Origin of the sequence: Dictyobacter arantiisoli (assembly GCF_008326305.1) — a bacterium.
In the GTDB taxonomy this organism is placed as follows: domain Bacteria; phylum Chloroflexota; class Ktedonobacteria; order Ktedonobacterales; family Ktedonobacteraceae; genus Dictyobacter; species Dictyobacter arantiisoli.
In genome coordinates, this window is sequence record NZ_BIXY01000048.1 from 1 (window position 1) to 25,095 (window position 25,095).

Annotated in this window: 19 protein-coding genes; 10 read left to right on the top strand and 9 right to left on the bottom strand. The window is 51.2% G+C overall.

Translation table 11 applies throughout. From position 1 onward, the window contains the following. Positions 1-114: 114 nt before the first annotated feature. Positions 115-504 (bottom strand): PPOX class F420-dependent oxidoreductase, encoded by a 390-nt coding sequence (locus tag F1593_RS15965; RefSeq protein WP_149402561.1) that lies wholly within the window; start codon positions 502-504, stop codon positions 115-117. A gap of 545 nt (positions 505-1,049) precedes the next feature. Here F1593_RS15965 and F1593_RS15970 point away from each other — a divergent pair. After that, the gene (locus F1593_RS15970; protein ID WP_216368881.1) at positions 1,050-2,666 is read left to right on the top strand and encodes a hypothetical protein; all 1,617 of its coding nucleotides are present in this window, start codon (positions 1,050-1,052) and stop codon (positions 2,664-2,666) included. Positions 2,667-2,820: 154 nt separating this feature from the next. Here the strand turns inward: F1593_RS15970 and F1593_RS15975 are convergent, their stop codons facing one another. Continuing rightward, complete coding sequence (locus tag F1593_RS15975) at positions 2,821-4,791, bottom strand: methyl-accepting chemotaxis protein (RefSeq protein ID WP_149402562.1); 1,971 nt, start codon at positions 4,789-4,791, stop codon at positions 2,821-2,823. 405 nt (positions 4,792-5,196) lie between these two features. On the opposite strand from F1593_RS15975, the gene F1593_RS15980 reads away from it, so the two are divergent. Beyond that, positions 5,197-5,982 (top strand): CHRD domain-containing protein, encoded by a 786-nt coding sequence (locus tag F1593_RS15980; protein ID WP_172632159.1) that lies wholly within the window; start codon positions 5,197-5,199, stop codon positions 5,980-5,982. Positions 5,983-6,076: 94 nt separating this feature from the next. Here F1593_RS15980 and F1593_RS15985 read toward each other — a convergent pair whose 3' ends face one another. Next, positions 6,077-8,770, bottom strand: coding sequence for a hypothetical protein (locus tag F1593_RS15985; protein ID WP_172632160.1), 2,694 nt, complete (start codon positions 8,768-8,770; stop codon positions 6,077-6,079). Between the two features lie 249 nt (positions 8,771-9,019). Here F1593_RS15985 and F1593_RS15990 point away from each other — a divergent pair, with 249 nt between their 5' ends. Together F1593_RS15990 and F1593_RS15995 are read left to right on the top strand one after the other, a co-directional pair. Then, positions 9,020-9,670 carry a thiamine diphosphokinase gene (locus F1593_RS15990; protein WP_149402565.1) on the top strand — a complete coding sequence of 217 codons (651 nt, stop codon included), beginning with the start codon at positions 9,020-9,022 and terminating at the stop codon, positions 9,668-9,670. Between the two features lie 234 nt (positions 9,671-9,904). After that, positions 9,905-10,150 carry a hypothetical protein gene (locus F1593_RS15995; RefSeq protein ID WP_149402566.1) on the top strand — a complete coding sequence of 82 codons (246 nt, stop codon included), beginning with the start codon at positions 9,905-9,907 and terminating at the stop codon, positions 10,148-10,150. 95 nt (positions 10,151-10,245) lie between these two features. Here the strand turns inward: F1593_RS15995 and F1593_RS16000 are convergent, their stop codons facing one another. The 4 genes from F1593_RS16000 to F1593_RS16015 form a co-directional block, all read right to left on the bottom strand. Then, entirely contained in the window at positions 10,246-11,838 is a 1,593-nt protein-coding gene (locus F1593_RS16000; RefSeq protein ID WP_149402567.1) for an ABC transporter ATP-binding protein, read from the bottom strand. A gap of 13 nt (positions 11,839-11,851) precedes the next feature. After that, positions 11,852-12,799 carry an ABC transporter permease gene (locus tag F1593_RS16005; protein ID WP_235932601.1) on the bottom strand — a complete coding sequence of 316 codons (948 nt, stop codon included), beginning with the start codon at positions 12,797-12,799 and terminating at the stop codon, positions 11,852-11,854. A 2-nt stretch (positions 12,800-12,801) separates the two neighbouring features. Further along, positions 12,802-14,145 (bottom strand): ABC transporter permease, encoded by a 1,344-nt coding sequence (locus F1593_RS16010; RefSeq protein ID WP_149402568.1) that lies wholly within the window; start codon positions 14,143-14,145, stop codon positions 12,802-12,804. 296 nt (positions 14,146-14,441) lie between these two features. Continuing rightward, positions 14,442-15,518 carry a BMP family lipoprotein gene (locus F1593_RS16015; protein ID WP_149402569.1) on the bottom strand — a complete coding sequence of 359 codons (1,077 nt, stop codon included), beginning with the start codon at positions 15,516-15,518 and terminating at the stop codon, positions 14,442-14,444. 618 nt (positions 15,519-16,136) lie between these two features. On the opposite strand from F1593_RS16015, the gene F1593_RS16020 reads away from it, so the two are divergent. The 3 genes from F1593_RS16020 (at position 16,137) to F1593_RS16030 (ending at position 18,388) form a co-directional block, all read left to right on the top strand. After that, positions 16,137-17,327, top strand: a complete 1,191-nt coding sequence (locus F1593_RS16020; protein WP_172632161.1) for a serine/threonine protein kinase — start codon at positions 16,137-16,139, stop codon at positions 17,325-17,327. A gap of 62 nt (positions 17,328-17,389) precedes the next feature. Beyond that, positions 17,390-17,770: a PadR family transcriptional regulator gene (locus F1593_RS16025; protein ID WP_149402571.1), complete on the top strand. Its 381-nt coding sequence runs from the start codon at positions 17,390-17,392 to the stop codon at positions 17,768-17,770. Between the two features lie 12 nt (positions 17,771-17,782). Continuing rightward, positions 17,783-18,388, top strand: a complete 606-nt coding sequence (locus F1593_RS16030; protein WP_149402572.1) for a hypothetical protein — start codon at positions 17,783-17,785, stop codon at positions 18,386-18,388. Positions 18,389-18,446: 58 nt separating this feature from the next. On the opposite strand, the gene F1593_RS16035 is transcribed toward F1593_RS16030, so the two are convergent. Then, positions 18,447-19,940: a carboxylesterase/lipase family protein gene (locus tag F1593_RS16035; protein ID WP_149402573.1), complete on the bottom strand. Its 1,494-nt coding sequence runs from the start codon at positions 19,938-19,940 to the stop codon at positions 18,447-18,449. 259 nt (positions 19,941-20,199) lie between these two features. On the opposite strand from F1593_RS16035, the gene F1593_RS16040 reads away from it, so the two are divergent. Continuing rightward, the gene (locus F1593_RS16040; RefSeq protein WP_149402574.1) at positions 20,200-21,726 is read left to right on the top strand and encodes a glycosyl hydrolase; all 1,527 of its coding nucleotides are present in this window, start codon (positions 20,200-20,202) and stop codon (positions 21,724-21,726) included. Here the strand turns inward: F1593_RS16040 and F1593_RS28380 are convergent. Continuing rightward, positions 21,709-21,879, bottom strand: a complete 171-nt coding sequence (locus F1593_RS28380) for a hypothetical protein (RefSeq protein WP_172632162.1) — start codon at positions 21,877-21,879, stop codon at positions 21,709-21,711. The two genes, F1593_RS16040 and F1593_RS28380, sit on opposite strands and share 18 nt — an antisense overlap. 306 nt (positions 21,880-22,185) lie before the next feature. Here F1593_RS28380 and F1593_RS16045 point away from each other — a divergent pair, with 306 nt between their 5' ends. Both F1593_RS16045 and F1593_RS16050 read left to right on the top strand, forming a co-directional pair. After that, positions 22,186-23,484, top strand: a complete 1,299-nt coding sequence (locus tag F1593_RS16045) for an NCS2 family permease (protein ID WP_149402575.1) — start codon at positions 22,186-22,188, stop codon at positions 23,482-23,484. Between the two features lie 158 nt (positions 23,485-23,642). Next, a complete protein-coding gene (locus F1593_RS16050; protein ID WP_149402576.1) occupies positions 23,643-24,611 on the top strand; it encodes a universal stress protein in 969 nt (322 codons plus the stop codon). The last annotated feature ends 484 nt before the right edge of the window (positions 24,612-25,095 follow it).

A 25,095-nucleotide genomic window follows, 5' to 3' on the forward strand; every position in this document is an offset into this window, starting at 1 on the left:
CGGCTCTCTCGCGATCACGAGGGCTTGCCCGAAAGTTCGGAGGCGTTTATCAGAATCGCCTCCTGCCATCGCCTCTTGACCAAGCTCGCGCCTGCATACCCATCGTGATGGGAATCAAACACTCTCTATGACAATATAGACACGGTCGGGATTCTCTTGACCGACTATTTTCTCAAACTGCTCACCATATTTGTGGGCTAAAGCGGCGCGGGCAGCGGCGCGCTCTTCAAGCGCGGCGTCACGCCCCTGACCGACTACTTCTGGCTCACCTAACAATTCTCCCATGCGACCAGAAGGGGTCATGCTTACACGCCCGTTATCGCGAATACGCTTGATTTTTCCAGCATTTTTAAAGGTCGTCACATAAACCTTGCCGTTGTCATTGGCGAACCAGACAGTAGTAGGAACGGGCGTCCCATCATGGCGATAGGTGGTCATGACAACGTACTCGTGCGCGGCCAGGAAGGCAAAAGGATCTTCGATATTTACATCAGGTGTGGTCATATGTGTAACAACTCCTCTAAATATGCGTATCACGCAACAGCTTCAATCCTGATACTACTCTGTCTCATCAATAGATACTATCATAACGCTTTATCCACAGCAAAAGGATAAATCCTCAGCGTCATCTTGCTCTGCTTAATATACGCATGTTTCCCCGATTAGTCAAGGATCATTGTGGTAGTAAGGCGACTGAAGAAGGGTTACCGATCGTTTCAGCGGGAGGAAACCACACATGAAAATCTTAACCAGGAAATGGTACTTTCATACCAAATTGTAAAAATAGAGGAAGAGATGCATTTTGATATGCTAACATCGCAAGCAGGCGTGATATATATGGATACTTCAATAAGTGGTCATGCTATGTCACTGTGATTCCCTGTAATTGCCAGTTGAGCAGTGATAGCTTTGATACACAACCGGTTGACCGGAGAACAGATCTCATATTTTCTCATTGCTTTCTCAGTCCTGCCATATGGAGTTTATCAGTTATCAGCAGGGCTGGGCTGATGCAAAAATAGCACAGTGCAAGAAAAGGAACACAACATATGCGCAAACCAGGACGCCAATCCTTTGGTTCTCAGGCCGGAAGACACCAGCATTTTTCGCCCTATGCACTCGTGACGACGGTTGTGACATTACTGGTAGTGATAGGTGCCGGGACTTATTTTGTCATACTCCCATTGGCACGTTCTCATGCCGCAGGTCAACAGATAAACCTTAATCTCAACTGTACACTGCTGGTGCCAGCCAATCCCTTATCAGCGAAAGGGCTGGCGACTCCTTACCAGCTTGTAGCGACCAATCCCAATGATGGTCCCTGTCATGAAAGCAACCTGGCACAAAGCGCCTTTGTCCAGGGCGTCATTTACGATCCCGCTAGCGGTAATTTTAGCGTGTATAATCCACTGATCATCGATAAGGATACCCGGCCAGCCATAAATCCGACGGTGCCAGCCTTGCCCAGGCACGCAGTCGTCGGACTCTGGTTTGGTTTTAACGCGACCAATCTGACATTGAAAGCCAGACAGGTGGAGACACTGCAACAGGCAGGATGTGTCAATGGCCTGGAAGGCTCAGTATTTGGGCAATTTGCCTATTGTAACGCACCGGCATTTTTCGCCGCCGCCAATCAAGGCATCGTAGCCGGCAGGGTCAAAATTCCTGCGCTGGCACGCGCTCGAGATGGCATGCCCTGTCCTACCGTTCGTGATTTCGGTATGATCGATCAGGATCAAAGCGATAACGTGCAAACACAATATCTGGCGACCACTGATGGACGTATCGCGCAGCAATCTACCGCCAATCGAGCACGCATCAACAACACGACCCTGATCGCCAATCCCAGTGATAATGCCCTGCTCACCAACTTCATCGATCCCGCCCTTGACTGTCAACCGTGGCAGGCTCCCAATCTCGCTGATAACAACGCTCCCGTCTCAGCGCTGCCATTAGACGAATTACAAGCGTCAGTTATTCAAAAAGCGCCGGTAGCATTGGTTCCATTAACTGATCCAATGGTGATCAATGGCAACGATCAAAGCCTGACAAAGACAAATCTTTATCGTCGTGGTGTTGATCAGATTATAGCTACCACTAATCAGCAGGCCAGCGGCACACTCTACTGTCAGAACTACTTACAGATTGGTCTGACACGCATCCTGGTGGATAAGCAGTTCACAATCAATGCCATTTCACCCGATCCAGCTGCGGCCAACTCGCTCTTTACCTTCCTGGCAAACCGCTTCCAGGGCGCCTATACCCTGCTCAATTGTCCCAAGCTCCTCAACGTACCCAATCCTGTCACCACTCAGATGAACAAGAATGGAGTCGTCATCTCCGCCACCATCCATGCACCAAACATCAACGCAGGCGGAACCGGCACCACTACTGGAACCGGCACCACCACTGGAACTGTCAGCGGAAAAGGCACCGGCACTGGCACCACTGGAACTGCTACTACTCCCGGGAAAGGAGCAACTGGCAATAACGCAGGGACTGGTAGCACCGGCACTGGCACTGGAAATCCATCCCAGACGCTCAATTGTAGCGTTAATGGACAACTGGTGCGCGGGTGTATAGGCACCGTCACAATTAATAATCAAACCTGTACACTCACAATTGCCTATAACACAGTTTCAATCAACTGTCCCAACAACCAATAATCATACAATCCCAACCGTGAAGGGCAATACCGCTTAAACAAGAGGAATTTTGACGAATGATTTTCGTGATTCTCGTTATTCCTCTGAAATTGGGAGCAATTTCATCCTTCCTGATTGAGCAAAAGAATTACGGGAAAGGTTTGTTTTTAGCCGATTATTTTTCAGGTACGGGCGTATGGCGCTCAGGTCTGGCTGAACGCAGGTCGCGGGCAGAGAACTGAGTGTGCAGATATCCAATCCGCTGCTTGAGTTGTTCGATCTGATGCCTTAAATGACTCATCGATCCTTTGAGGCGTCCATAGGTGAGACGGTCCGTGTTAGCAGCTATAGTTGAATTTTCGATTTCAGTACATTGTTGATAGAGATGGTGCATCTGTGTTTCGATAGAAGCTAATGTCTGCATTTGCGCTTGCCATTGCTGCTGTTGCTGGCGCTGGAAATAGAGCAGTGAGAGGAAAATGGGACTCAGCTCCGGCGTGCGCTGGTTATTCCTGGGAAGAGGCACTAATAGAGCCCCGTTCGCGAACTGTTCTACGGTTGTGCGTAAGAGATCACATTCAGCACGCAGACGCTCATAAGCTTCTGTTTGTTGCTTGAGCAATCCCAAACGTTCAACCATCAAATTAAAGCTCAGGGCCATTGGCACCAGTGGTCCTGGCGGGACACTGGCACGAGCGGAAAAGTCACCACGTGCCAGCAAAGTATGGGCGGTCCGAAGGGATTCCAGCGCCTCCTCCAGGGTACGCTTCTCCTGCATCTCGCACGTCACGGCTACAATCTCAGTACGTGACGCGCCCAATTCACGCTGCGTCACTAATAACGCATCCAGTAACTGCCGCGCCGCTCTGGCATTTTCAAAGAGGATGATAATCTGGCGCATCATGAAGACGGCGATCAATGCGCCTGCGCAGGAGGTGGATTGCAACAGGAGGTGACTGCCATGTGCCGCCACGACCGTACTCAAGAGGGCACAGACGATCAGGGCCAGTAGAAAGGGCGTCAGGGTACGTAAAGAGAGGGACAGCTGTGGCATCATCGGAAGAGGTAAGGGTTGACGTGCCAACCGCACATGCTCGTTAACAACCGACTGAGGATATTTGATGGCCGCGCTGGCGATGAGCAAAAGAGCGCAGGGATCAAGCAGCGCGCGGATCAATTCTAAGCCTAATGTCCGGTTGAGTGCTTCATATTGTAGAAGGCTGTCACTCACAGCGAGCAAGCAGAGTCCCCAGAAGATAGCACCAAAAACAGGATCTAATTCAGGTGAAAGTGTCGTGCAACACAAGAAAAAAGCCGCTAACGAGACCAGAATGATATCGCTGGCTGGAAGATATACGGCCAGACCTTGCGTAAGCAGATCACTATGCATACTGGCAAGCAGTGGTGCCAGCAAAAAAAACCAGGAAAGTGCCAGCGTGGCACCCAGGATCATCAAAGCATCCAGTATCAGACGGAAACGTCCAGGCAGCGTAGCATGTATGCGTGCAAGCAACAACAATCCTATGAAGAAGCAGGGATACATGCAGGCGGCTGGTAACGGGTTGAGATCAGAAAAAGCCGCTAACGGCTGATGCACGGCAATCTTAAACCAGATCCATAATCCCTGTGTGAAGCAGGCAGCAAGCACACCCAGAGTTAAAAGCAGCCATATCAAGCATGCGGAACGCAACGCCTGGAGCTCACTCTGCAAAGTCGCCTCGCCTGAAGAGGTAGTCTCCGCAATAATGCGCTGCAATTTACGAATCAAGCCTGCTTTAATCCACAGCATACTACTACAAAAGAGCAGGGCCAGAATGCCTCCTAATGCCGGTGCCACATACGTCAGGACAGTAAGTGCGGCGCGCTGGCCGGTGATGAAAAGAATGCCAGCCAGCAGGACAGAGAGTACGAGCAATCCAACAGAGATCATTCCTCCGTAGCGCTCCAGCCAGATGCTGCGCGCCAATACTTCATTATACGGTGGCTCACTGTCTCTCAACATGCCAGGAGGAGAGGAAAAAGCATGGGCAACGCCACGCGGTTGAAGGGAAAAATTGCGGGTCACCCCGGTACTCAAGCGGGAAGGGTCATGCCAACTCTCGCGTCCAGTTGAGCGGGCAAAATCTAAAGGATTTCTGTTAGACATCGTTAACGCCACTCCTCATTGCAACATTCCGCCACACAAAGATGTCATAAGGCCAAATATATCAGAACAATCCAAAAATGTTACATGGATATACAACAACAATTTCTCTTATTATAGCATATTGTTGCGACAAAAGTATCAACTCATCCGAAATATGTGTTTTCATGAATATTGAGAGCACAGTAAAGGTAGAGCGCGTATGTCCAATTGCTGGCATTGAATAGCGTATAAGGACCATCTATAGAGCATAAAACACAATATTGCTGACATTGCAATCTCGCAAAACAAGCGGACATAATACCAAATTGTAACAGCGATCATGAAAGAAAGGGAGTTGATATGTCTTCAAAAACCTCAACACAGATAAGAGGGAACTTATCAACGTGTGTCAAAGGAGCGACCGCCTTGCTATTGTTGACAATGTTGTGGTTGGTGCCAGCCACCGTGTCCGCGCAAAAAAGTGCCACCACCACAGCAACTGCCAAACTCCTGCACAGCCCACTAGGCAAAGCTCAACTTGTTTACGATCAAAGCAATCAGACCCTCACCGTCACCATTCGGCAAGTGGGGCTCACCCCCAACAGCACCCACCCAGCCCATATCCATGCCACCGGCACCTGCCAGAATCCGGTGGATACCATCAAATATCCATTGAATAATGTCGTTGCGAATAGTACAGGCATGGGCACCAGTATAACTACCATTGCCAATGTCAAAACAGGTATTCCCGCCACAGGCTGGTTTATCAATGTGCATAACGGTCCCAACCTCGTACCAGCCGCGCAATACGCCCCCATCAGTTGTGGCATGATCAGTAATGCCAGCGGCGCAACAGCCGTTACCACCGTGCTGGGACCAACAACCAGTCCCAATGAAAGCGCCATGGGAACGGGAAGCTTGAGCCTCACCAATGGCACACTGACAGTCACCCTGAAAATAAGTGGGCTGGCCCCCAATAGTATGCATGCGGCCCATATTCACGCAGGCAACTGCTTGAACACTGGAAAGGTGCTGTATGACCTCAGTCCGTTACAGGCCGATAGCAATGGTTCTGTTACTAAAACCATGACCTTCAGTAACGTCCCAGCTATCCCCAGCACAGGCTGGGATATCAACGTTCACTATACCAACAACATCGCCACACAGACAGGCTATAATCCTATTCTCTGCGGGAACATTGTACCTGCTTAGCAATTGTATCAACAAGCGGCTTCTCTACCTGTTCTGAAGTGTAGAGAAGCCGCTTATCATATGATGAACTATCCAGAGAGAATTGGACAGGAACTTATAGAGGCAAAAACGTCTTTCTCGCGGCAGTTCGCGCTATGTCCTGTGTATGGTCATAGTCAGGATGGATGGGCATACCCTGCCGGTTCTGGCTCGCTGACTGAATAAGCAGTGTAGCGAAGGCAGTATGGTTGGCGGCATCACTATTATGCGGCACCGTTATCGTTGCGGTTGAAGTGAGAATCGGAAAGGCATCGGCTGTCAGTTGACCGGTGATGATGATGGGCGCAAGCGCTACCCCCGGTCCAATAGCCCGCTTGCCAATGTATTGAGCATGGATAACAACCGGGCTGATCGTATCGCTAACAGTAACCTTCCAATCGTTGCCGATAGTCTGGATATGCGAGAGGCCCAGGGGAATCACTGCATCCAGAGCAATTGTATCCGGCCTGACAATCGTGCCCGCGCCAGCAGCGTTTGCCGCTCGCAGCTCAAAACTAATTAAATGCCCGACGGCAGCATAATCCCAATACAGCGTAGTGCTGGTAAGGGAAAGAGCTGGCCGGGATTCTTTGGACGACGCTTCGCTGCTAATGTGTATCATGGTCGGCGTGACAGGCAAACTGGACACAACTGTTCCTTCCAACGAGGCTACGACAGTTGGACTAGCGGAAACTGCCTCCATCGGAGTGGGCGTTGCCTGCACAGCAGGCTTCACTGTGGCAACGATAGGAGTCGGGTGGACAGGAGAGACAGGAGGGACAGAAGTCGCCTGTATTTCGATTGTATCCACGACCATCGGTTGTGTTCCGGCCAGACTATTAGAGGAGAGAACTGTTACGGCGGTCGAGAGTTGTGGGAGAGCGGCGCTGGTCAGGATGCCGCTGAGTGTAACAGTTGGCAAAACAGTGCCTGCGGCAATAGGATAGGGGCCATTGAAGGTTGCGGCGAATACGGCTGGTCCGATATTGCTGGATGCATCAAATGTCCAGTTTGTTCCGCTGATCGTGAGATTACGCAGGCCAAGCGAAACAATATCTAAGAGTCGGATCATTTGATTCTGGCTCCCCGCCAGATTCGTGACGCTCAGATGATAACTGATGCTCTGCCCAACAACATAATGGCCGTCAGGGAGCGCATCGGATCGCTCCAGGCTCAGTTGCAATCTGGCTGGCGTCATCATGGGCTGTGGAGTTGGCTGTGATGTTGGCTGTGGGGTTGGCTGTGGGGTTGGTTGCGAAATTGGTTGTGATGCTGGCAGTGGGGTTGGCACGAGGATATGCGATGGAAGAGGAGTTGCCGTTGGCGTGGGAAGTGCAGTCAATTCAGGGGTTGCGGTTGGCTGTCCACCTGATGAGGAGATGACGGTTGGCGAACCGGTTGGCGAGGTTGTCATCGTTGGCCGGACGGTCGGTATTATAGCTGAAACAACGGTGGGAGTTGCCGTTGGAGAGATCACTTGATCCACAAAAATTGTGTCGGTGTCGGTATTGTTGGCAGGATTGCTGTCGCCGGGCGTCGCAACATTGGCGGTTGTGGTGATGGATGGGATGGCATCACGATCCAGGAGTCCCTGGATGAAAATTGGCGCGAGGTTCATGCCTTCTTTAATGGGATATTTACCAGTATAAGTGGCCTGGATGACAACAGGACTGGTTGTGTCGCTGACAAACACACGCCAGCCATTTCCATGGGCGTAAACATTTTTCAGTCCCAATGGGATGATATTCGTAATGGCAATCGCATGCTGCTTGGTGATTGCCGCACCCCCATTATGCATCGATAAGGTATAGGTCAGTATTTTGCCAACGGTATTATGTAAAGAACCGCTATGGGTGATGCTAAGTGATAAGTCAGGCGCGCTCACAAGCGCTGTGCCGGTTGGCGTGATAGTAGGCACGACAATGCCTGCTGATGTGGGCGTGACGGTTGACGTTGCGGTTAGCGTACCAATTGGGGTCGCCGTCTGGATCGTAGCCGAAGTGTCGGTAGGCGTGACGGTAGAAGTAAAAGGGGCCAGCGGCAGGCCTGGTACCACGACGTGGATCGTACTGATCACAGTATTATTGGAGGGATTATGATCGCCTGCTACGTGGATGGTCATTGTGTTGGACAAGCGCTTGCCCGCCTGAGCGTTCAAGCTGGCAAACAGGACAATCCGAGGGAGACGCTGGCCCGCAGGTAACGGCTTCGCACTCCGGTAGGTGCCACGCAGTATCAAGGGACTGGTGTGTCCATACGGTGTGAATACCCATCCACTATTCCATTGTGTCGAGATGCGTACATTGGATAACCCGATTGGCAGTGTATCACTAAAGGTGATGAGGGTTTTAGCAGGAAGCGTATGCGCGCCACGCATGTTGGTGAGCGTAAAGGTCAATGCCAGCGTCTGTCCCAGTGTCGCCATTTCCGGCTGGCCGGTCACGGTCACAGATAGATCAGGGGCACTGCTACGTTTGTGCCTTAAATGCAGCTTATGAATTTTATGAATTTTTTGATGCCACTTCTGCCGAGCCCTGTGATGCTGCCTATGCTGGAGAGAGTGTGCATGGTTCCCTGTACCATTACTGACGCTTGGAACATGTCTTTGCCCGGCGACGTAATGTGCAGTAGCGTCGTGAGGCACAAGATTGCCGGGTATGGTAAACAGGATGCTTGTTAGCAATAGGCCCAGTAGACCACCCATAAAAAGTATAAATAGTCGTGAGCCTTTGCCACCTGGCATGCCTGATGCTCGCTTAGATCTATGCATAAAATACACAACTCTTTCTTTCATCAATCAAATCTAGTAAAAACTGCATGAACAAAAAGAGCATTTACGATAAAAATACACACAGATGTCCCAACATGCAGTTCATATTTAGTATATAGAAAGCATAAAAATAAACTGGTAAGTTAATCGCGCCGCCTGTGCTTGAGAAAAGAGATGGTGATGTGTTGGGGTATTGTTTGTTATAATGATTGCGGATTTATTATTTATATACGATGAGGGATTTTTGTCATGCATGTCGTTGTCTTTGCGGGCGGGACGCTACGCCCAGGCACAGCCGTAGCCGAGGCTTTATCCACCGCTGATCTCGTTCTGGCTGCCGATGGCGGAGCTGCCGCCGCCCTGCAGTATGGCTATAGGCCCGCTGTAGTTTTAGGAGACTTTGATTCCCTGGACCCTCTCTTATTAGAGGATCTGGCAATCCATGGCAGCGACATTATCCGCCTATCCCCCCACAAAGATGAGACCGATACAGAGCTAGCCTTGCTTGAAGCGCACAAACGCGGTGCCACCCGTATCACGCTCCTCGGTGCCCTGGGTGGCACACGCATCGAACATACATTGGCGAACATCTTTCTGTTAACATCCTTCAGCGATATCCCCACACGGATCATCGATGGACCTTCAATCTGCTGGCTCCTCACCGGCCCTGACACCACGGCTATCACCGGATCAGCAGGAGACTATCTCTCTCTTATTCCTCTCACACCAACAGTCACCGGCATCCACACAACCGACCTTGCCTATCCATTGCACGGGGCAACCCTGCGGCTGGGCACACCACGTGGCGTAAGTAACGAGCTCATCCGCGCAGAGGCCACAGTCAGCATCGATCAGGGCATGCTCTTACTGATCAGTACGCGCCGACAAGAGGTAGAGTAAAAACATGTGTTTTTATCATCTACTAGCAAATAATAAATTTTTTAGCACAGTAATGGTAATCAAGCGCAAAAAGCAAACAATACGCATGGATGAGTTCTAAAAATTGGTATAATAGGAAGATAAAAAGTGTGTATCGGAGGCAAAAGGAGCCCTTATCAAAAGGGTTGAGACCACCGGGATACAATGCTTTTATAATGCAGCGATTACAGCATTGGTGTACAAGGAGAGAGAAAGATGGTTGAGAAGAGAGCCCAAGAGGAGCAACAACTCTTGTTCGCTCGCTCACAAACAAAATACGCATGGAAAAACGTCCAGTCGGTAGAGCGTGGAAACTTTATTGTGATCAAGCAGGAGGAGGTACGCATCCTCGGCCTGAAGCCAGATAATGATTTCCTGATGCTTAGCTATACCGATCCCGTTAGCGGTACCAAAGCCGAGCAACTCTTCAACCTCACAGACTATGTCTATACCAGACTTTAAACCAGAATATCCAAGATGTATGCTATGTGTAGGAAATGTATTTACCATGTTTCCTACACATAGCATACATCACCCTGCTGCGCTACGCTATGCTGTTAGACTTCATTTACAATGCTGCTACCAGTCATGAGGCATCCCAGTTCTTCTTCAGTTGCTTCGGGGGAGACAATATCAACGATCTGTCCTTCATACATGACGGCGATGCGGTCAGAGAGCGAACGAATCTCGTCGAGTTCGGCTGAGATAAGGAGGACCGCCTTACCAGCATCCCGTTGCGCGATGAGTTGCCGGTGGATAAATTCGATGGCACCAATGTCAACACCACGCGTGGGCTGTGCAGCAATCAAGAAAATAGGATTTGAACCTAGCTCACGGGCGATGATCAGTTTCTGCTGATTTCCTCCCGAAAGGGTACGCATGGCAGCTACCGCCGATGGCGTGCGTACGTCGAATTCAGTAATGAGCTTGTTGGCCCAGCTGGCAATCTGTTTGAGCCTGAGAATGATGCTATTGCGCGAAAACTCGCGCCAGTGATGTCGTCCCAGAATCGAGTTGTCGACAATCGATTCAGTAATCACCAGGCCACTCTCACGGCGATCCTCAGGAATATGCGCCACGCCAGCAATACGTGCATTACTGGCCCCAATATTGGTGATATCTTTAGCCGGACCTGCCACCCCATCTTTCACCTCGGTGAGCGTGATCTGGCCGCCGGTCGCTTTGCGCATCCCCGCCAGGACTTCGACCAGTTCGGTCTGCCCATTGCCTTCAACGCCAGCAATTCCCAGGATCTCACCGGCATGAACCTCAAAATTGATACCATGCAGGACCGCCAGATCCCGATCAGATTGCGCTTGCAGATTTTTCACCTGGACCACCACCGCACCTGGTCTGGCGGGCTCTTTCTCGACACGTAACAGGACGTCACGTCCGACCATCGCACGAGCAATTTCACGCTGATTGGTCTCGCGAGTGATCAATTCACCAACATTCTTGCCGCGTCGCAGAACGGTAATCGTATCAGTCACGGCTAACACTTCGCGCAATTTATGGGTGATAAAGATAACCGTCTTGCCCTGTTTCACCAGATCCCGCAGAACAGCAAAGAGATCATCGGTCTCCTGTGGTGTCAACACGCCGGTCGGCTCATCCATCACCAGGATGTCCGCGCCACGATACAACATCTTCAGGATCTCAACCCGCTGCTGCTGTCCTACCGAGAGTTTCTCTACCAGGACGTTCGGATCAATTGGCAAGCCATAGCGCTCGCTTAAAGCTTTGATCTCTTCGTTGGCGCGGCGGCGTTGATAGCCAGAAACCAGGCCGCCCGGCTCATTGCCCAGCACAATATTCTCAGCGACGGTCAGAGGCGGGATCAACATAAAGTGCTGGTGGACCATGCCGATACCCAGGCGGATCGCATCACGCGGCCCGGCGATATGGACCACGCGATCATTAATCAATACCTCACCGCTGTCTGGCGTCACCAGGCCATAAAGGATATTCATCAGGGTGGACTTGCCAGCCCCATTTTCTCCAACCAGCGCGTGAATCTCGCCTTTACGCACCCGCAAATTGACATGATCGCTCGCGACCACACCGGGCCAGGCTTTATAGATCTCGCGCATCTCTACCGCATAGAGCGAGGAAGAGGCAGGACGTTGAGTTACTACAGTGCTCTCTTGCATAGATACCTTCCTCCTACTCTGCCGCTGGCTCATAGGGAACACCATCAGCCGCCGGTGCCATGGTGCGACCAACCAGACCAACCAGAGCGACCAGCGTCAATAGATATGGCAGGGTGCTGAGGAGATTGGCCGAAATTCCTGTATCCTGCAAACGTGGGCTTAACGCTTCACCAAGACCAAAGACAATACAGGCGCCCGCGGCACCGAAGGGAGTATATTTGCCAAAGATCATAGCAGCCAGAGCAATATAGCCCTGTCCAGCAGTCATGTCCTGGTTGAAAATACCCGCGATACCCAGCGACAAGAATGCGCCCGCCAGACCAGATAGCAAACCGCTGGAGACGACACAGAGATAGCGGACCAGGCGAACATTGACGCCAGCCGTATCTGCCGCCTGGGGATGCTCACCAACCGCGCGAATACGCAAACCAATATTGGTACGGAACAGCAGGAAGTGCAATAGAATAACGATCAATACAACAACATAAAAGAGAATATTCTGCTGAAACAGAACTGGACCGATAAAAGGAATATGGGCGAGAGGTCCCAGCGCAGCCTGTGGCAAACGCAAAGAGCTATCCAGCGCCGTGATACCCTGTCCATTGGTCTGGATCGGCAACAGAAAATTGGTCAGACCGAGGGCCGCAATATTGATTGCGATACCACTTACGGTCTGATTTGCCATAAAGTTGATCGAGACAATCGCATGAACCAGAGCCAGCAGGCCACCGGCGATCATCGCGCCCAGTACGCCCAGCAATATATTGTGGGTCGCCACGGCCACCATCACGCCTGCATAGGCACCGATCAGCATCATACCTTCCATCGCGATATTGACGACACCACTCCGCTCAGAAATCACACCACCCAGAGCGGGCAGCAACAGCAGGGCCGCAAATTGTAAGGCCGCTTGCCAGAGATCGCTCGTGATGAGGACATGCCCAAGTACTTGCAAAAACACGACTAATCCTCCTGACTCGTTGCTGGAGTCGGCGCATCCGTCGCCCCCACACTATTATCGGTTAGAGTCGCCTCCGGCGGACCAGCAGTTGACGAGCCAGACGCATGTTCAAGCAGCGCCTCACTCTTAATCAGATTAGGGACTAGAGGCGGAGCCAGCACAGGCTTCGTACGACGCATAAAAGGTGGTAAGAAGCGTTGGAAAGAAGGCACATACTCAACGGCTACCGCAAAAAGGACTAGCGCCTGCAAGATATAGATCAGGTCGCCCGGCACTCCAACATTCAACTGCAAAAACGGACCGGCTTGCTGTAAACCACCAAAGAGTAAGGCGGATAAAATAACGCCGATCGCGGTTGTACGGCCCAGTAAGGCCACGCCAATCGCGTCAAAGCCAGTGCTATCGCTCGAAAAACCTGAGCTGATCAACTGATAGGGAGACTGACCCATCAAACGCGTCGCGCCCGCCAGGCCCGCAAAAGCCCCGGCCAGCGCCATCGCCAACACCAGATTGCGCTTCACCGAGATACCCGCATAGCGAGCCGCCTTCGGATTTTGTCCAATCACGCGCAGACTATAACCAAAGGTCGTGCGTGAAGTGAGAAACCAGTACACAACCAGCGCAACAAAAGCCAGCAACAGGCTGACATCCACGGTATATTGCGCCGCCAGAGGGATCTGTCCAAAGATGGTCCCTAATGTCTGATTGTAGAGATTTGCCAGCGAGGGCAGGGTCGCGGAAGCAGACAAGGGAGTCGTCTGCTGCGAGAGGCCGGGAGCCTGGAAAGGACCCTCTACCAGGGCTGCGCAGACATAGAAAGCAATCCAGTTGAGCATGATCGACGTGACAACCTCATGGGCACCACGCCACGCCTTCAGTATGCCGACGATTGATCCCCAGAATGCGCCCGCCAGCATGCTTGCAACCAGCATCATAGGCACCAGGATTACACCCGGCAACGAACCCAGTTTCAGGCCAATAATGCCAGCCACCATCGCTCCAACAGCCAATTGTCCTGCCGCGCCAATATTAAACAGACCGGCGCGATAGGCCAGTGCGACAGCCAGGCCGGTAAAAATAAGTGGGGTCGTTTTGGCGAGCGTATACGAAATGCTCTGGATGTTGCCAAAAGAGCCCATTACCAGATTATAATAAGCGGAAACAGCAGTGTTGAAACGGTCTCCCAATGCTCCTGGAGACGCGATCATCACAATGATCATGCCCAGAATAAATGCGACCAGCACCGCTATCAGCGGACGTCCTAACGAGGACTTAAGCGTGTGCATCCACCGGGTCAACCTTGACGCAGGAGTGGATGTCCTACGCTGCACTGTTGGCATTGCCATACGGCTCCTCCTGCGCGCATTACAGAGATTGAAATATGTTGATGGGGAAAATCGTTGTGCTAATAATAGCACTCACGTCTCTCCTATACAACTATGTGAAATTCAGTGATTTCGTCCGCCGCCTGCGGCGGAGTTTTTTAGGATATTTGGGGATTTGGGGATCTCCCCCTGGCTCTCTTGCATTTTAACAGGCAAACACCGTGAAGGGCTGTCAGGAACTGCTCCACCATCTCAGATGCGATGCGATGGGATGTAGCAATCCACCAGCCAGCTTCACGGTGTTTAGAAGCAACCTGCTACTGTACAGTTTCAGGGATGTTCAAGGAACCATCTTTGATCTTTTTGACGTATTCATTAACTACAGGCTGTACCTCTGCGGGTACGGCACTGCTGAAGGAACCGAGACCAACACCATCGTTCGAGAGATCGAAGACAGGAGGCTTGGCGGTGAATTTGCCTCCCTGCAAAGCTTTGATGATGTCATAGACCGAGGTGTCGACGCGCTTGACGGCGCTGGTGACCACGCTGCTGTTTACATGAGCCTGATCGCTATCAACACCGATACTATAGACGCCTTTGGCTTGAGCGGCCTGCAAAGCACCAACGCCACAACCACCGGCTACCTGGAAGACGAAGTCAGACTTCGACTGGGTAATCTGGTTGTTGGCAATGTCCTGACATTTAGCGGTATCCTGGAAATTGTTCGAGTAGTTGATTTTGACTGAGACCGAAGGATCTACCTGCCTGGCACAATACTGGTAACCAGCGATGTAGTGCACGACCGCGGGAATTTCCATGCCACCAACGGCACTGATGGTATTGTTCCCCTGTAATTTGGAGACCCTGGCTTTTCCTAATGACTCCATTTTACCAGCAACGACGCCAGCCAGACAGCCTGCCTGCTGCTCTTTATAGGATAAAGGGGCTACATTACTCAGGTTATCACACTTGTTGGTATCTTTAGGATCGGTCGGGCAGGAGTCTACCAGGGCAAAATATTTGGTGGGATATGCACGAGCAACCTGATCCATGGCCGAAGCCATCAGGAAACCTACGCCAACAACCATATCAGAACTCTGAGCCGCACGGGTCAGATTGCTCACATAATCGCTCTCGGACTGGGTTTCAATCACCGAACGTTTGAAGTTATACTGGCTCATGGCTTTTTGATAGCCAGTATACGCCGACTGGTTGAAACTTTGATCATTGATGCCACCGATGTCAGTGACCAGAGTGACGGTCTTGCCAGCGGGAGTAGATGATGAGCCACCGCTTGTAGTACCGGTCGTAGAGCCGCCACCACAGGCAGTAAGCAGAACACCACACAAAACAAAGAGCGAGACGAGCAAGCTCAATTTTCCGGACCTTCTCATTGAGGTAGGTTCCTTTCTTTGCTTCCAAAGAGCATGCGAAATAAATTGTGATAAATACAGCAAACGCTGATGTGTATGAGAAAAAGATACATATTACCCTGGAATATCTATACATCGCCGCAAAATGCGAACGTGATGCATCCATGACATTATACGCATATTCAATGCAGATTCCTTCCACCTATAAAACTCAAGTGGATGGTAGTTCGCTTGTTTCCATACATATATACGTATAAAGGTGTGCAATTCTCACAATGATATGCGCAAATTTTATCACAAATTTTCATAATCTCCACAATATCCCTTGCTCTGGATAGAGAGAAAAGATCTGCTGAGAAGTTCCGGAACGACTATCCTATTTCCTTGCAGTTCAAGTTCCCTACGGTTTATGATAGAGGTACTTGTTTACACCAGCGTTGATCTCCATTGAAACAGGCTGGATCTAATCTATACATGTATTCGCAATACAGACATATCTAAACAAAACCCAAACGGCGATAGAAAAAAAGCTTGACAGCCATTGTTCAGATACCAGAATTCCGCAATATACGTATACTCTTTATACCTATTCTCTACCTTAAACACGTTCACGCGGAACACGAGGAGTAAATTATGCTCATGCAAGAGCTCATACATATGACAGTCGATCATTACTATATTGAACGAGGTCTCGCCAGGGGAGGAATGTCTGAGGTCTATCTGGCCCGTGACCAGCACAACGGCCAGATTGTGGCGATGAAAGTGGTACGCAGAAGCGCGGGTGAATATTATGAACGCTTCCGTCGTGAGGCACGGGCAATGGGCAATCTGCACCATCCTCATATTCTGCCATCGCTTGACTTCGGAGATTATGATCAATGGTCGTATCTGGTAATGCCTTATATCGAATATGGCACATTAACACGCCGCATCCAGGAAGGCCCGATGCCGATGGAGGAGGCGGGGCATGTTCTGGAACAGATAGCAGGTGCCCTGCAATTCGCCCATGAACACGGCATACTGCATCGGGATATCAAAGCCTCCAATGTCCTGCTACGCGATGGGCATTACGCCTATCTAACCGACTTTGGCCTGGTCAAAAGTATTGAGGATGAATATAGCCTGACGCGCTCAGGATTTTTAATTGGTACACCTGAGTATATGGCTCCAGAGTTGGTGGAAAACGCCGCTACACCCGCTAGCGATATCTATGCGCTGGGAATTTTGCTCTATCAGATGGTCACGGGAACTGTGCCGTTTAAAGGCACAAATCCGGTGAACATCGTGATGAAGCATCTGCGGGATGCGCCGCCCCGACCAACTAACTTCAACAAAGATATTGTACCCGATGTGGAACGAGTCATCCTTCAGACGATTGAAAAAGATCCCATGCGGCGCTTTCATACGGCACGTGCGCTCTCAAACGCTTTTTATCATGCGTACCGCGTCGACGCTCCGCCTGTGCCAATTCCCAACTTACTCAATCTTACGACCAGCCAGCAACCATCGGTCCAGATCATGCCTGTCAGCCAGAGAAAATCGACCAGTCTGGGAATGTCACAGCTACGCAACATTCCGAAATCCCTCTGGATCATCGGAGTAACGGTCCTGGTGCTCGTTCTCCTTATCTTTCTGATCAGCACGCTTACCCATAAAACTGGTCAGGAACTACCCATCAAGCCCCATGTGACCGCCACAGCGGTTACAAAGCAACCAGCAGTGACAGCTATGGTGATTACCAGGCAACCAGGCGCAACTGGACAACAAAAAACCATTCAGCAAACGAGTAAACACCAGATGAAGCATGCCCCGAAACCGCTTCATCAATAACGCAACAGCATAAAACACCTCCTCAGATCGAGGAAGCGAGCACAGAAGAAAGGTCGTGATGCATGGCGACAGACGAACGGAACCCGGATGCCCTGCTGCCCCTGACACCGGCAGTATTTCATATCTTGCTGGCACTGGCGGATAGTGAGCAGCATGGCTATAGCATTATGCAAGAGATTAAGCAGCAAAGCCAGGGCAAGCTACGCATTGGGCCCACAACACTCTATCGTTCAATTAAACATATGCTCGCCGACGGCTTGATCACCGAATCCGAAGAGCGTCCCGATCCCAGAGAGGATGATGAGCGAAGGCGCTATTATCGTCTCACTGCGTTTGGACAACAAGTGGCTCGCGCCGAGGCCGCGCGCCTCTCCGCCACGCTCTCAGTAGTCCGCACAAAATCCCTGTTCCATGGCCTGTCGCTTGATATCACCAACGCTTGAAGGAGCTTCAGGATGCGCTCACCGTGGATTATCATCCTTTCATGCCACTGCTATCGCTGGCTGCTTGCACTGGGACCGGAAGAATTCAGAAGCGAATATGGCGAACAGACGCTACAAGTATTTGAAGAATGCTGTCGGGATGCTTATCAAAATAGTGGGATACGCGGTGTACTTGCGCTATGGCCCTCGCTATTTAGTGAAGCGCTGACCGGGATGCTGATCGAACAGGGGCAGCAATCCCGTCCCTGGTGGCCGTGCCTGCTCGCCTTGACCCTGATTCTGATCCCTTTTTACTGGCTCAGTGCCGTCTGGTCCAATTTCGGCAACCTCTTCTACAGTATCTTTGCCACCACCACCGAGCACAAAATCGGCCATGCCGCCCTCTTCTGCATCCTCGGCCTGCTGATCTTCCAGTCATTTCCATCGCTCCGCAACCGTCCCTTGAGCTACAGCGCCAGCATGCTCTGCATGATCCTGGGAGAAGAGCTCATCCACAAAGTACGCCTTCCCCTACCTATCAACCAGACGGATCTGCTCAGCGACCTCATCGGCATCTGTGGTGCCTACCTCGTCATCAAACTCTGGCAGAGCGCCCAACAGAGAGTCAGCGCTAATTGATACATATAAATACATTGCGATCCTGTGCCGTCAGGGCCAATGATGAACAAAAGATGCATCAGGAAATAGCAGGCCAGCACTGGCGCTCGGCTGATTGGGGATCGTGCGCGAGTTGGCTGGCTTGATTGAAGAGCATGGTGGGGCGCTGCTCGAGGTTATAACAGGGCCAGTCTGGCAGTCCGGCACGCCTGGGATCAAGGTTGGGATTGCCAGTGCGGATGAAGGAAATCCAGGCAGCATGCATGATATCTCCCAGCTCCTGGCGGTTGGGGGCTTCGTCGGTAAAGAGTTGGGCGAGATCACTGTCAAGGGTGTTCCAGGCAAAAGGGATTTCAAGGGCGTGGCAGGCTCCCAAACGCCCACCAAAGGCGGGGGTCGGCCAGTCAAAACGATACATCCAGACATGAGGATTATGCTTGAGCTGCTGTTCGGCGAGACGGATGGCGGGAATACGGAAGGCGCGGTCGGTGAGGATATCGATCCAGGCCTGCGGGGCGGAGCCATCTGCTCGTGCCTGACGATAGATTTCCAGGACCTGTGAGGCTTGCGCGCCAAATAACTGTTGTAGAGCCTTCTGGTTAACCACAACATGGTCCTGACTGGTCAATGTGAACATCCTGGCCTCATCACGGTTGGTGCCAATGAGAAGAGGGATGTCTGAAGCCGAGCCAGTGGCAATCAGTTCAAGCGGGGGAGCGGTCAGCAGGGTGCCATCAATGACGGGGCTGAAATTGTGGATACCGCTCCCGCATTGCTGCTGGGCGGCGAGTATGCGCGCAATTTCGATGGTTTCGAGGGACGCAAACCGGGCCGCATCCAATCCGAGCTGAGCGAGAAAGGTCTGGGCGATACGCATGGCAGCGTGTCTGGTAAGTACATTACGACAGGCACCACTCTCTAAAATCGCACGATGAAATAATCCATGAGCACGCGGCACCGCCAGCAAGCTACCGATACTCATCGCGCCAGCCGACTCGCCCGCCAGCGTGATACATTCAGGATCTCCCCCGAAAGCCGCAATATTCTCCTGAATCCATTCCAGGGCGGCAATCTGATCGAGCAGGCCGCGATTACTAACAGCTTCATCCAGAGAAGCTGTCAGCCCATCAAGATATAAGAAGCCGAGGGCACCCAGGCGATAATTGAGTGTCACGACCACGATATCCCCATTGCGAGCAAACGAACTACCATCAGTCCATGGTTCAGCGCCAGAGCCAGAGACAAAGGCACCACCGTGCAACCAGACCAGGACAGGCCGCCGCGCCTGATCAGCAGCAGGTGACCAGATATTGAGATAGAGACAATCCTCACCAGCTAACGGCGTAGATGATGGGCTGTTAAATAGATCCACTATGCTATCTGGCTGGGCTGAAGCAGAACCAAATCTGGTCGCATCCCGTATCCCTGTCCACGGTTGAAGTCTCTGCGGAGCACGCCAGCGCAGTGCTCCCAGCGGAGGCTGCGCAAACGGTATCCCTTTCCAGCAGGATACTCCCCGCTGCTGCTTGCCCCTCAGTGCGCCAGAACTCGTCTCAACAATCACATCACGCATCACACAAAATTCTCCCTCCAGGCTATCTCACATATACAAAGTGGAAATACAGTATCACCATATCACATTTACTGGCACAGCACCTTCTTCATAGAAGAGGAAAATACGCAGTATGCATACCACAAAGAATGCGTTCCTTCCAGCAGCTGCTCACAAAAGTACTTCTATTTCAGTATTTCAACATTTTTGTTTTAAGATATAGCAAACTGGACAGAAACAACAAATTGTCTCAAAACCATACTATGAAAGGATAAACATTATGTATAACAAACCGAGCTTGCTATTGCTCCATATATTTATCTGCTGTCCACTACTCGTACTGACAAATATCTGTATCTCACCCTGGCAAGCTCACATTCACGCGACTGGACTCTCCACTATTCCCAGTACCATCTTCCAGGATACAAACCTTCCCACCTTTACGCTTCAGGCTCCCGCCTCTGGTACGTTGAACTTTATCATTACCAATTTAGATGATACGACTGTATTGACGGGAGTAACCCACAGTATCAATGGAACTATTCAATTGGTACTTCCTCTACAAAGCGATGGCTATTACATACTGAATATTGCCAATCAACACATCCCCTTTGGTATCGTCCCGCCTGTCAGCGGCAACACTCAATCCCCTTTCGGTGTCGAAAGTCATCTCGAATATAATGATAGCCATCTAGCACCCTTAATCCTTGCTGGTGGCATGCGTGCTGTGCGTGGAGATATTCGCTGGTCTATTGTCGAACCGAGCATGCAGGGGCACTATACTTTTAGTCTCTATGATCCCTGGATAGCTAGCATGCAACAAAATGGGATTACGCCTCTGATCACTCTAGACTATACGAATTCACTGTACGACAATGGTATGACCCCCTACGATACGAGCGGCTATAAAGCGTTCGCCAATTACGCCAGAGCTGTACTACAACACTATGGATCGGCAATCAAAGCGCTGGAAGTCTATAATGAATATAACGATCACTTTTCAAATGGGCCCTGTGCAAAAAATCCTGCCTGCTATGTGCAACTGCTGCAATATACCTATCAAGCGGTCAAGTCTGTACGCCCGGATGTCACGATTGTAGCTGGCGCGGCCTCTGAAAGCGCCCTGGACTGGTTTGAGCGCTTGTTTCAGAACGGCGCATTGCGCTATGCCGACGTGATCTCAGATCATCCTTATACGCAACAACAAACCAGTCCACCCGAGTCAGGCCCGCTCGATCAGCAGATGGCAAGCCTGGAGACGCTGATCAAGCGCTACAATCATGGGCAGCCTAAACCGATCTGGCTCAGTGAATTGGGCTGGCCGACCTGCTGTAAACATGTTACTGAGCGCCAGCAGGCCGACTATCTGGTACGCAGCGTGCTCTTAGCACGTAGTGCAGGAGTGCGTAAATTTTTCTGGTATGATCTGGTCAATGATGGCAGTAGTACAACCGATACCGAGAGCAACTTTGGCCTGCTGAACCTGCCTGACAGCAGTAACTACTATACGCCTAAGCCCGCCTATGTGGCCTATGCAGTACTGGCTCAACAATTAAATGGACATATCTTCACCACCAATCATTCCAACCCGCCGGATATCTATGATGAACTATTCAACAATGACCTGCATGTCATGTGGACACCCCTCGCTGCGCGACAGGTAACCTTCGTGACACCCTGGCCCGTGACCGTCACTACCATGACCGGAAATACCAAAACCTACACGCCAACCAATGGCCGCATCTCCTTCATCCTCACCCAGGATCCCTGCTACGTGCACGGCTTTATCTCAGCGGTCCTGCCCTGAAGCGTTGCTACAGACGGCATCAATCGTCAGGAGATACCCACCATCTCCGCCCCAACGCTCTGTGATGCCCGCAGACATGGCGGATGAGCCTACGGGTGAGCATGTCGTACGATGGACGGGAAAGCGCACCTCGGTTGCGACCTCGGCACGCACCTACATCGCTTCCCAACGCTCTTTCCCGCCCCCTGGCGCCGTTGCGGGGGTACGAATACACCTCGTTTTTCCCCATCTATTCTTGTTGTTTGGTATTGACTATGTGGGGATTGAGGCGAAGGTGGGCGCTAGAGGAGCTTTTGAGTAGTCTGGAGGCATGATCTGAAGTAGCTGGAGTCAAAATACTTGTCCTTGCATCGGCGCGAAAGCCTGACATACAATCAGGCTGCCCGGTTGTATGGATTATGGGGGCTGTGTGGACCAATGATCAGGTAGGGATGCGCGGATCGGATAAGGATTGCTTGTATGCTCCATGATAAATTGGTGACGATCTCGCTACGGCGCGAGGTGCTGGCTGGCCTGACGACCTTTGTGACGATGGCATATATCTCGGTGGTAAATCCTGTGGTGCTGGGGGGTGCAGGAGTGCCATTTCAGCAGGCATTTACGGCGACGATTATCGCGACGGTAGTGGGCACGCTCTTGATGGCCCTCTATGCGAATTATCCAATCGCTATCGCGCCGGGCATGGGCCTGAATGCCTACTTTGCCTATTCGGTGGCAAGCAGCCATCATGGGATCAATTATCACGTGGCGTTTTCGGCTGTATTTCTGGCAGCCATCATTTTTGTCCTGCTCTCGCTGACACCCCTACGCACACATCTGATCAATGCCATCCCTGAGAATTTAAAATATGCGATTACAGCGGGTATTGGTCTTTTTATCGCATTTATCGGCCTGCGCATGACAGGAATTGTCAGGGCCGATCCCACGAATCTGGTGGCGCTGGGGAATCTCCATGCGCCGCAGGTATTACTGGCGCTGGCTGGATTGATCTTTACAGTCATCCTGATGTCACTTCAGGTGCCGGGAGCGATCTTCATCGGGATTGTCTTTATTACCCTGATCACTTTAATTACGGGACAGTTAACGTTCACTGGTATTGCGGCATTACCGCGTTTGCCCGAAGGTTTGCTAGCCTATAATCCTGTCACGGCTATTGCCGATACGCTTCATTATGGCTTATATGGGGCCATTTTTTCGTTTGTACTGGTAACGATTTTTGACACGACAGGCACGGTCCTGGGAGTATCTCGGCAGGCGGGCTTGATGGTCGATGGCAAGCTGCCACGCGCCGAGCGGGCCTTCCTGGCTGATTCGATCGCCACATTGGTTGGCTCGATCTTTGGGACCAGCCCCACTTCCGCGTATGTTGAATCGGCAGCAGGTGTAGCAGTAGGCGGACGCACAGGGATCACAGCACTGGTAGTCGCCATTCTCTTTATCCTGACAGCCTTCTTCAGCCCGCTGATCAGTGCGCTTTCAGCCGTCGCCGCGATCACAGGTCCGGCCCTGATTATCGTCGGTTCCCTGATGATCGGACAAATCCAGCATATTCATTGGGAGCATTTTGACGAAGCATTTCCAGCCTTTATCACAATCCTGATCATGCCGCTATCCTCAAGCATCGCCGACGGCATCGCGCTCGGCTTCATCTTTTATCCTATCCCCAAGCTTGTCACGGGCCACTGGAGAGAGGTTCATCCCCTGGTGTATATCTTTGCCATTCTCTTCCTCTGCCAGCTCCTCCTCTTCTCTCGTTGATCACATGTCCTAGAGTAGTGGTACGGTCCATGCCTGAAACGGTTATTTGTGATCGAGTTGTGATGCGTCTATGAGTTCCAGTGATGGGGATGAGAGCACAAAAACGTATGCTCTCATCAGAACAATTAGAATAAAATGAGGCAGAAAGGACAACAGTCATGTTCAAATATATACTTGTACCATTAGACGAGTCATCCAATGCTGAGCAAGCGCTACCGATTGCGGCACGTATCGCACATATCAATCAAGCAGAAGTGTCGCTGGTGCATATCCTACTTCCACTCACCGATTACGGCATTGCCACCTCAGCCGCTGCGATGGCGATGAATGAGTCGTATACCATTGAATTGCAGGATGCCGAGAATTACATGCATACGATAGCGCATGCAGCTATCCTCAAGGGACTCAAGGTCACGACCCATATTCTCAATGGACCCTTAAATCAGGCGCTACTCGACTTCGCAAAACTACAACAGGACAGCCTGATCGTGCTCAGTAGTCAGGCAGATACCGGCCTATGGCGCTTTCTCAAAGGCGGCCTGGGACAAAATCTCATTCGCCATAGCGCCTCACCAGTCCTGGTCCTGCGCAATGACTACTCGGTTGAGATTCTCAAGCAGGTAGATCAACACCATCCATTCAGCATGCTGGCAGCATTGGATGGATCGAGTAGTTCTGAATCAGCCCTACTCCCGGCTGCACAATTGAGCGCGGCCCTCTCAGCCCCTAATCCCGGCAAGCTCCACTTGCTACATATCGTCCGTCCCAGCAAGCTCAAGCAGAGGCAGCAAGGACAAAATGAGAGCGCAGCGACGGAGCAAGCTGTCAGGGAGGCTCAAGCCTATCTTGGGCGAGTAAAAGAAGACATTCAGCACAAGCTGGCGCTTTCCATACCATTGGACATCACATCATCAGTCATTGTTGATGACAATATTGCGGCCGCTATCGTGAAGACGGCTGAAGAGAAGCAAGTAAATATGGAAGCAGAGCAAGCGGCCTATCATGCCATTGCGGTCGTCACGCACAAAGATCATGGGCTCTCCTACTGGTTCGGGCAGCACGTTTCCGAGCATCTCCTGGGTGTCACGCATCTACCATTACTGGTGGTACGCCTGCATACCAGCTAAGCAAAGGAAACAGTTAGAACCTTAAAATAAGCGATCATGCTATCTTTTTTCAGACTGCTGATTTGTCCCATTTTCATTTGTAAAAAATCATCTATGGGAGCCGCTACGTTGGCTCTTCGCGCTCTCCCACATACATTGGACCTCGCGTCCTGCTCTGCACATGAGAATTAAATAGCCCTGCATGGCGTGATCCAAATGTTGACGGGGGTAATGGCTGATGGTATAATCATCGACCGGATAGCCTTGAGATGGCGATCCAGCTATCGAGCGGAATAGAGACATTTACTCTGGCTGGATCACTATTCTACAAATAACAACGCAACGCTTTCGAGACTTCCTGGCTTGCTCGCGGTCATATGGTCAGCGGTGTTACATGTCACCACACTGATCATGCTGATCAAGAAGAAAGCGTTTCAATTACTGAGCAAAGAAGCAGACATACCACGCTCTTCATACTTCTACACTTGCTTCGTGTAACAAATAC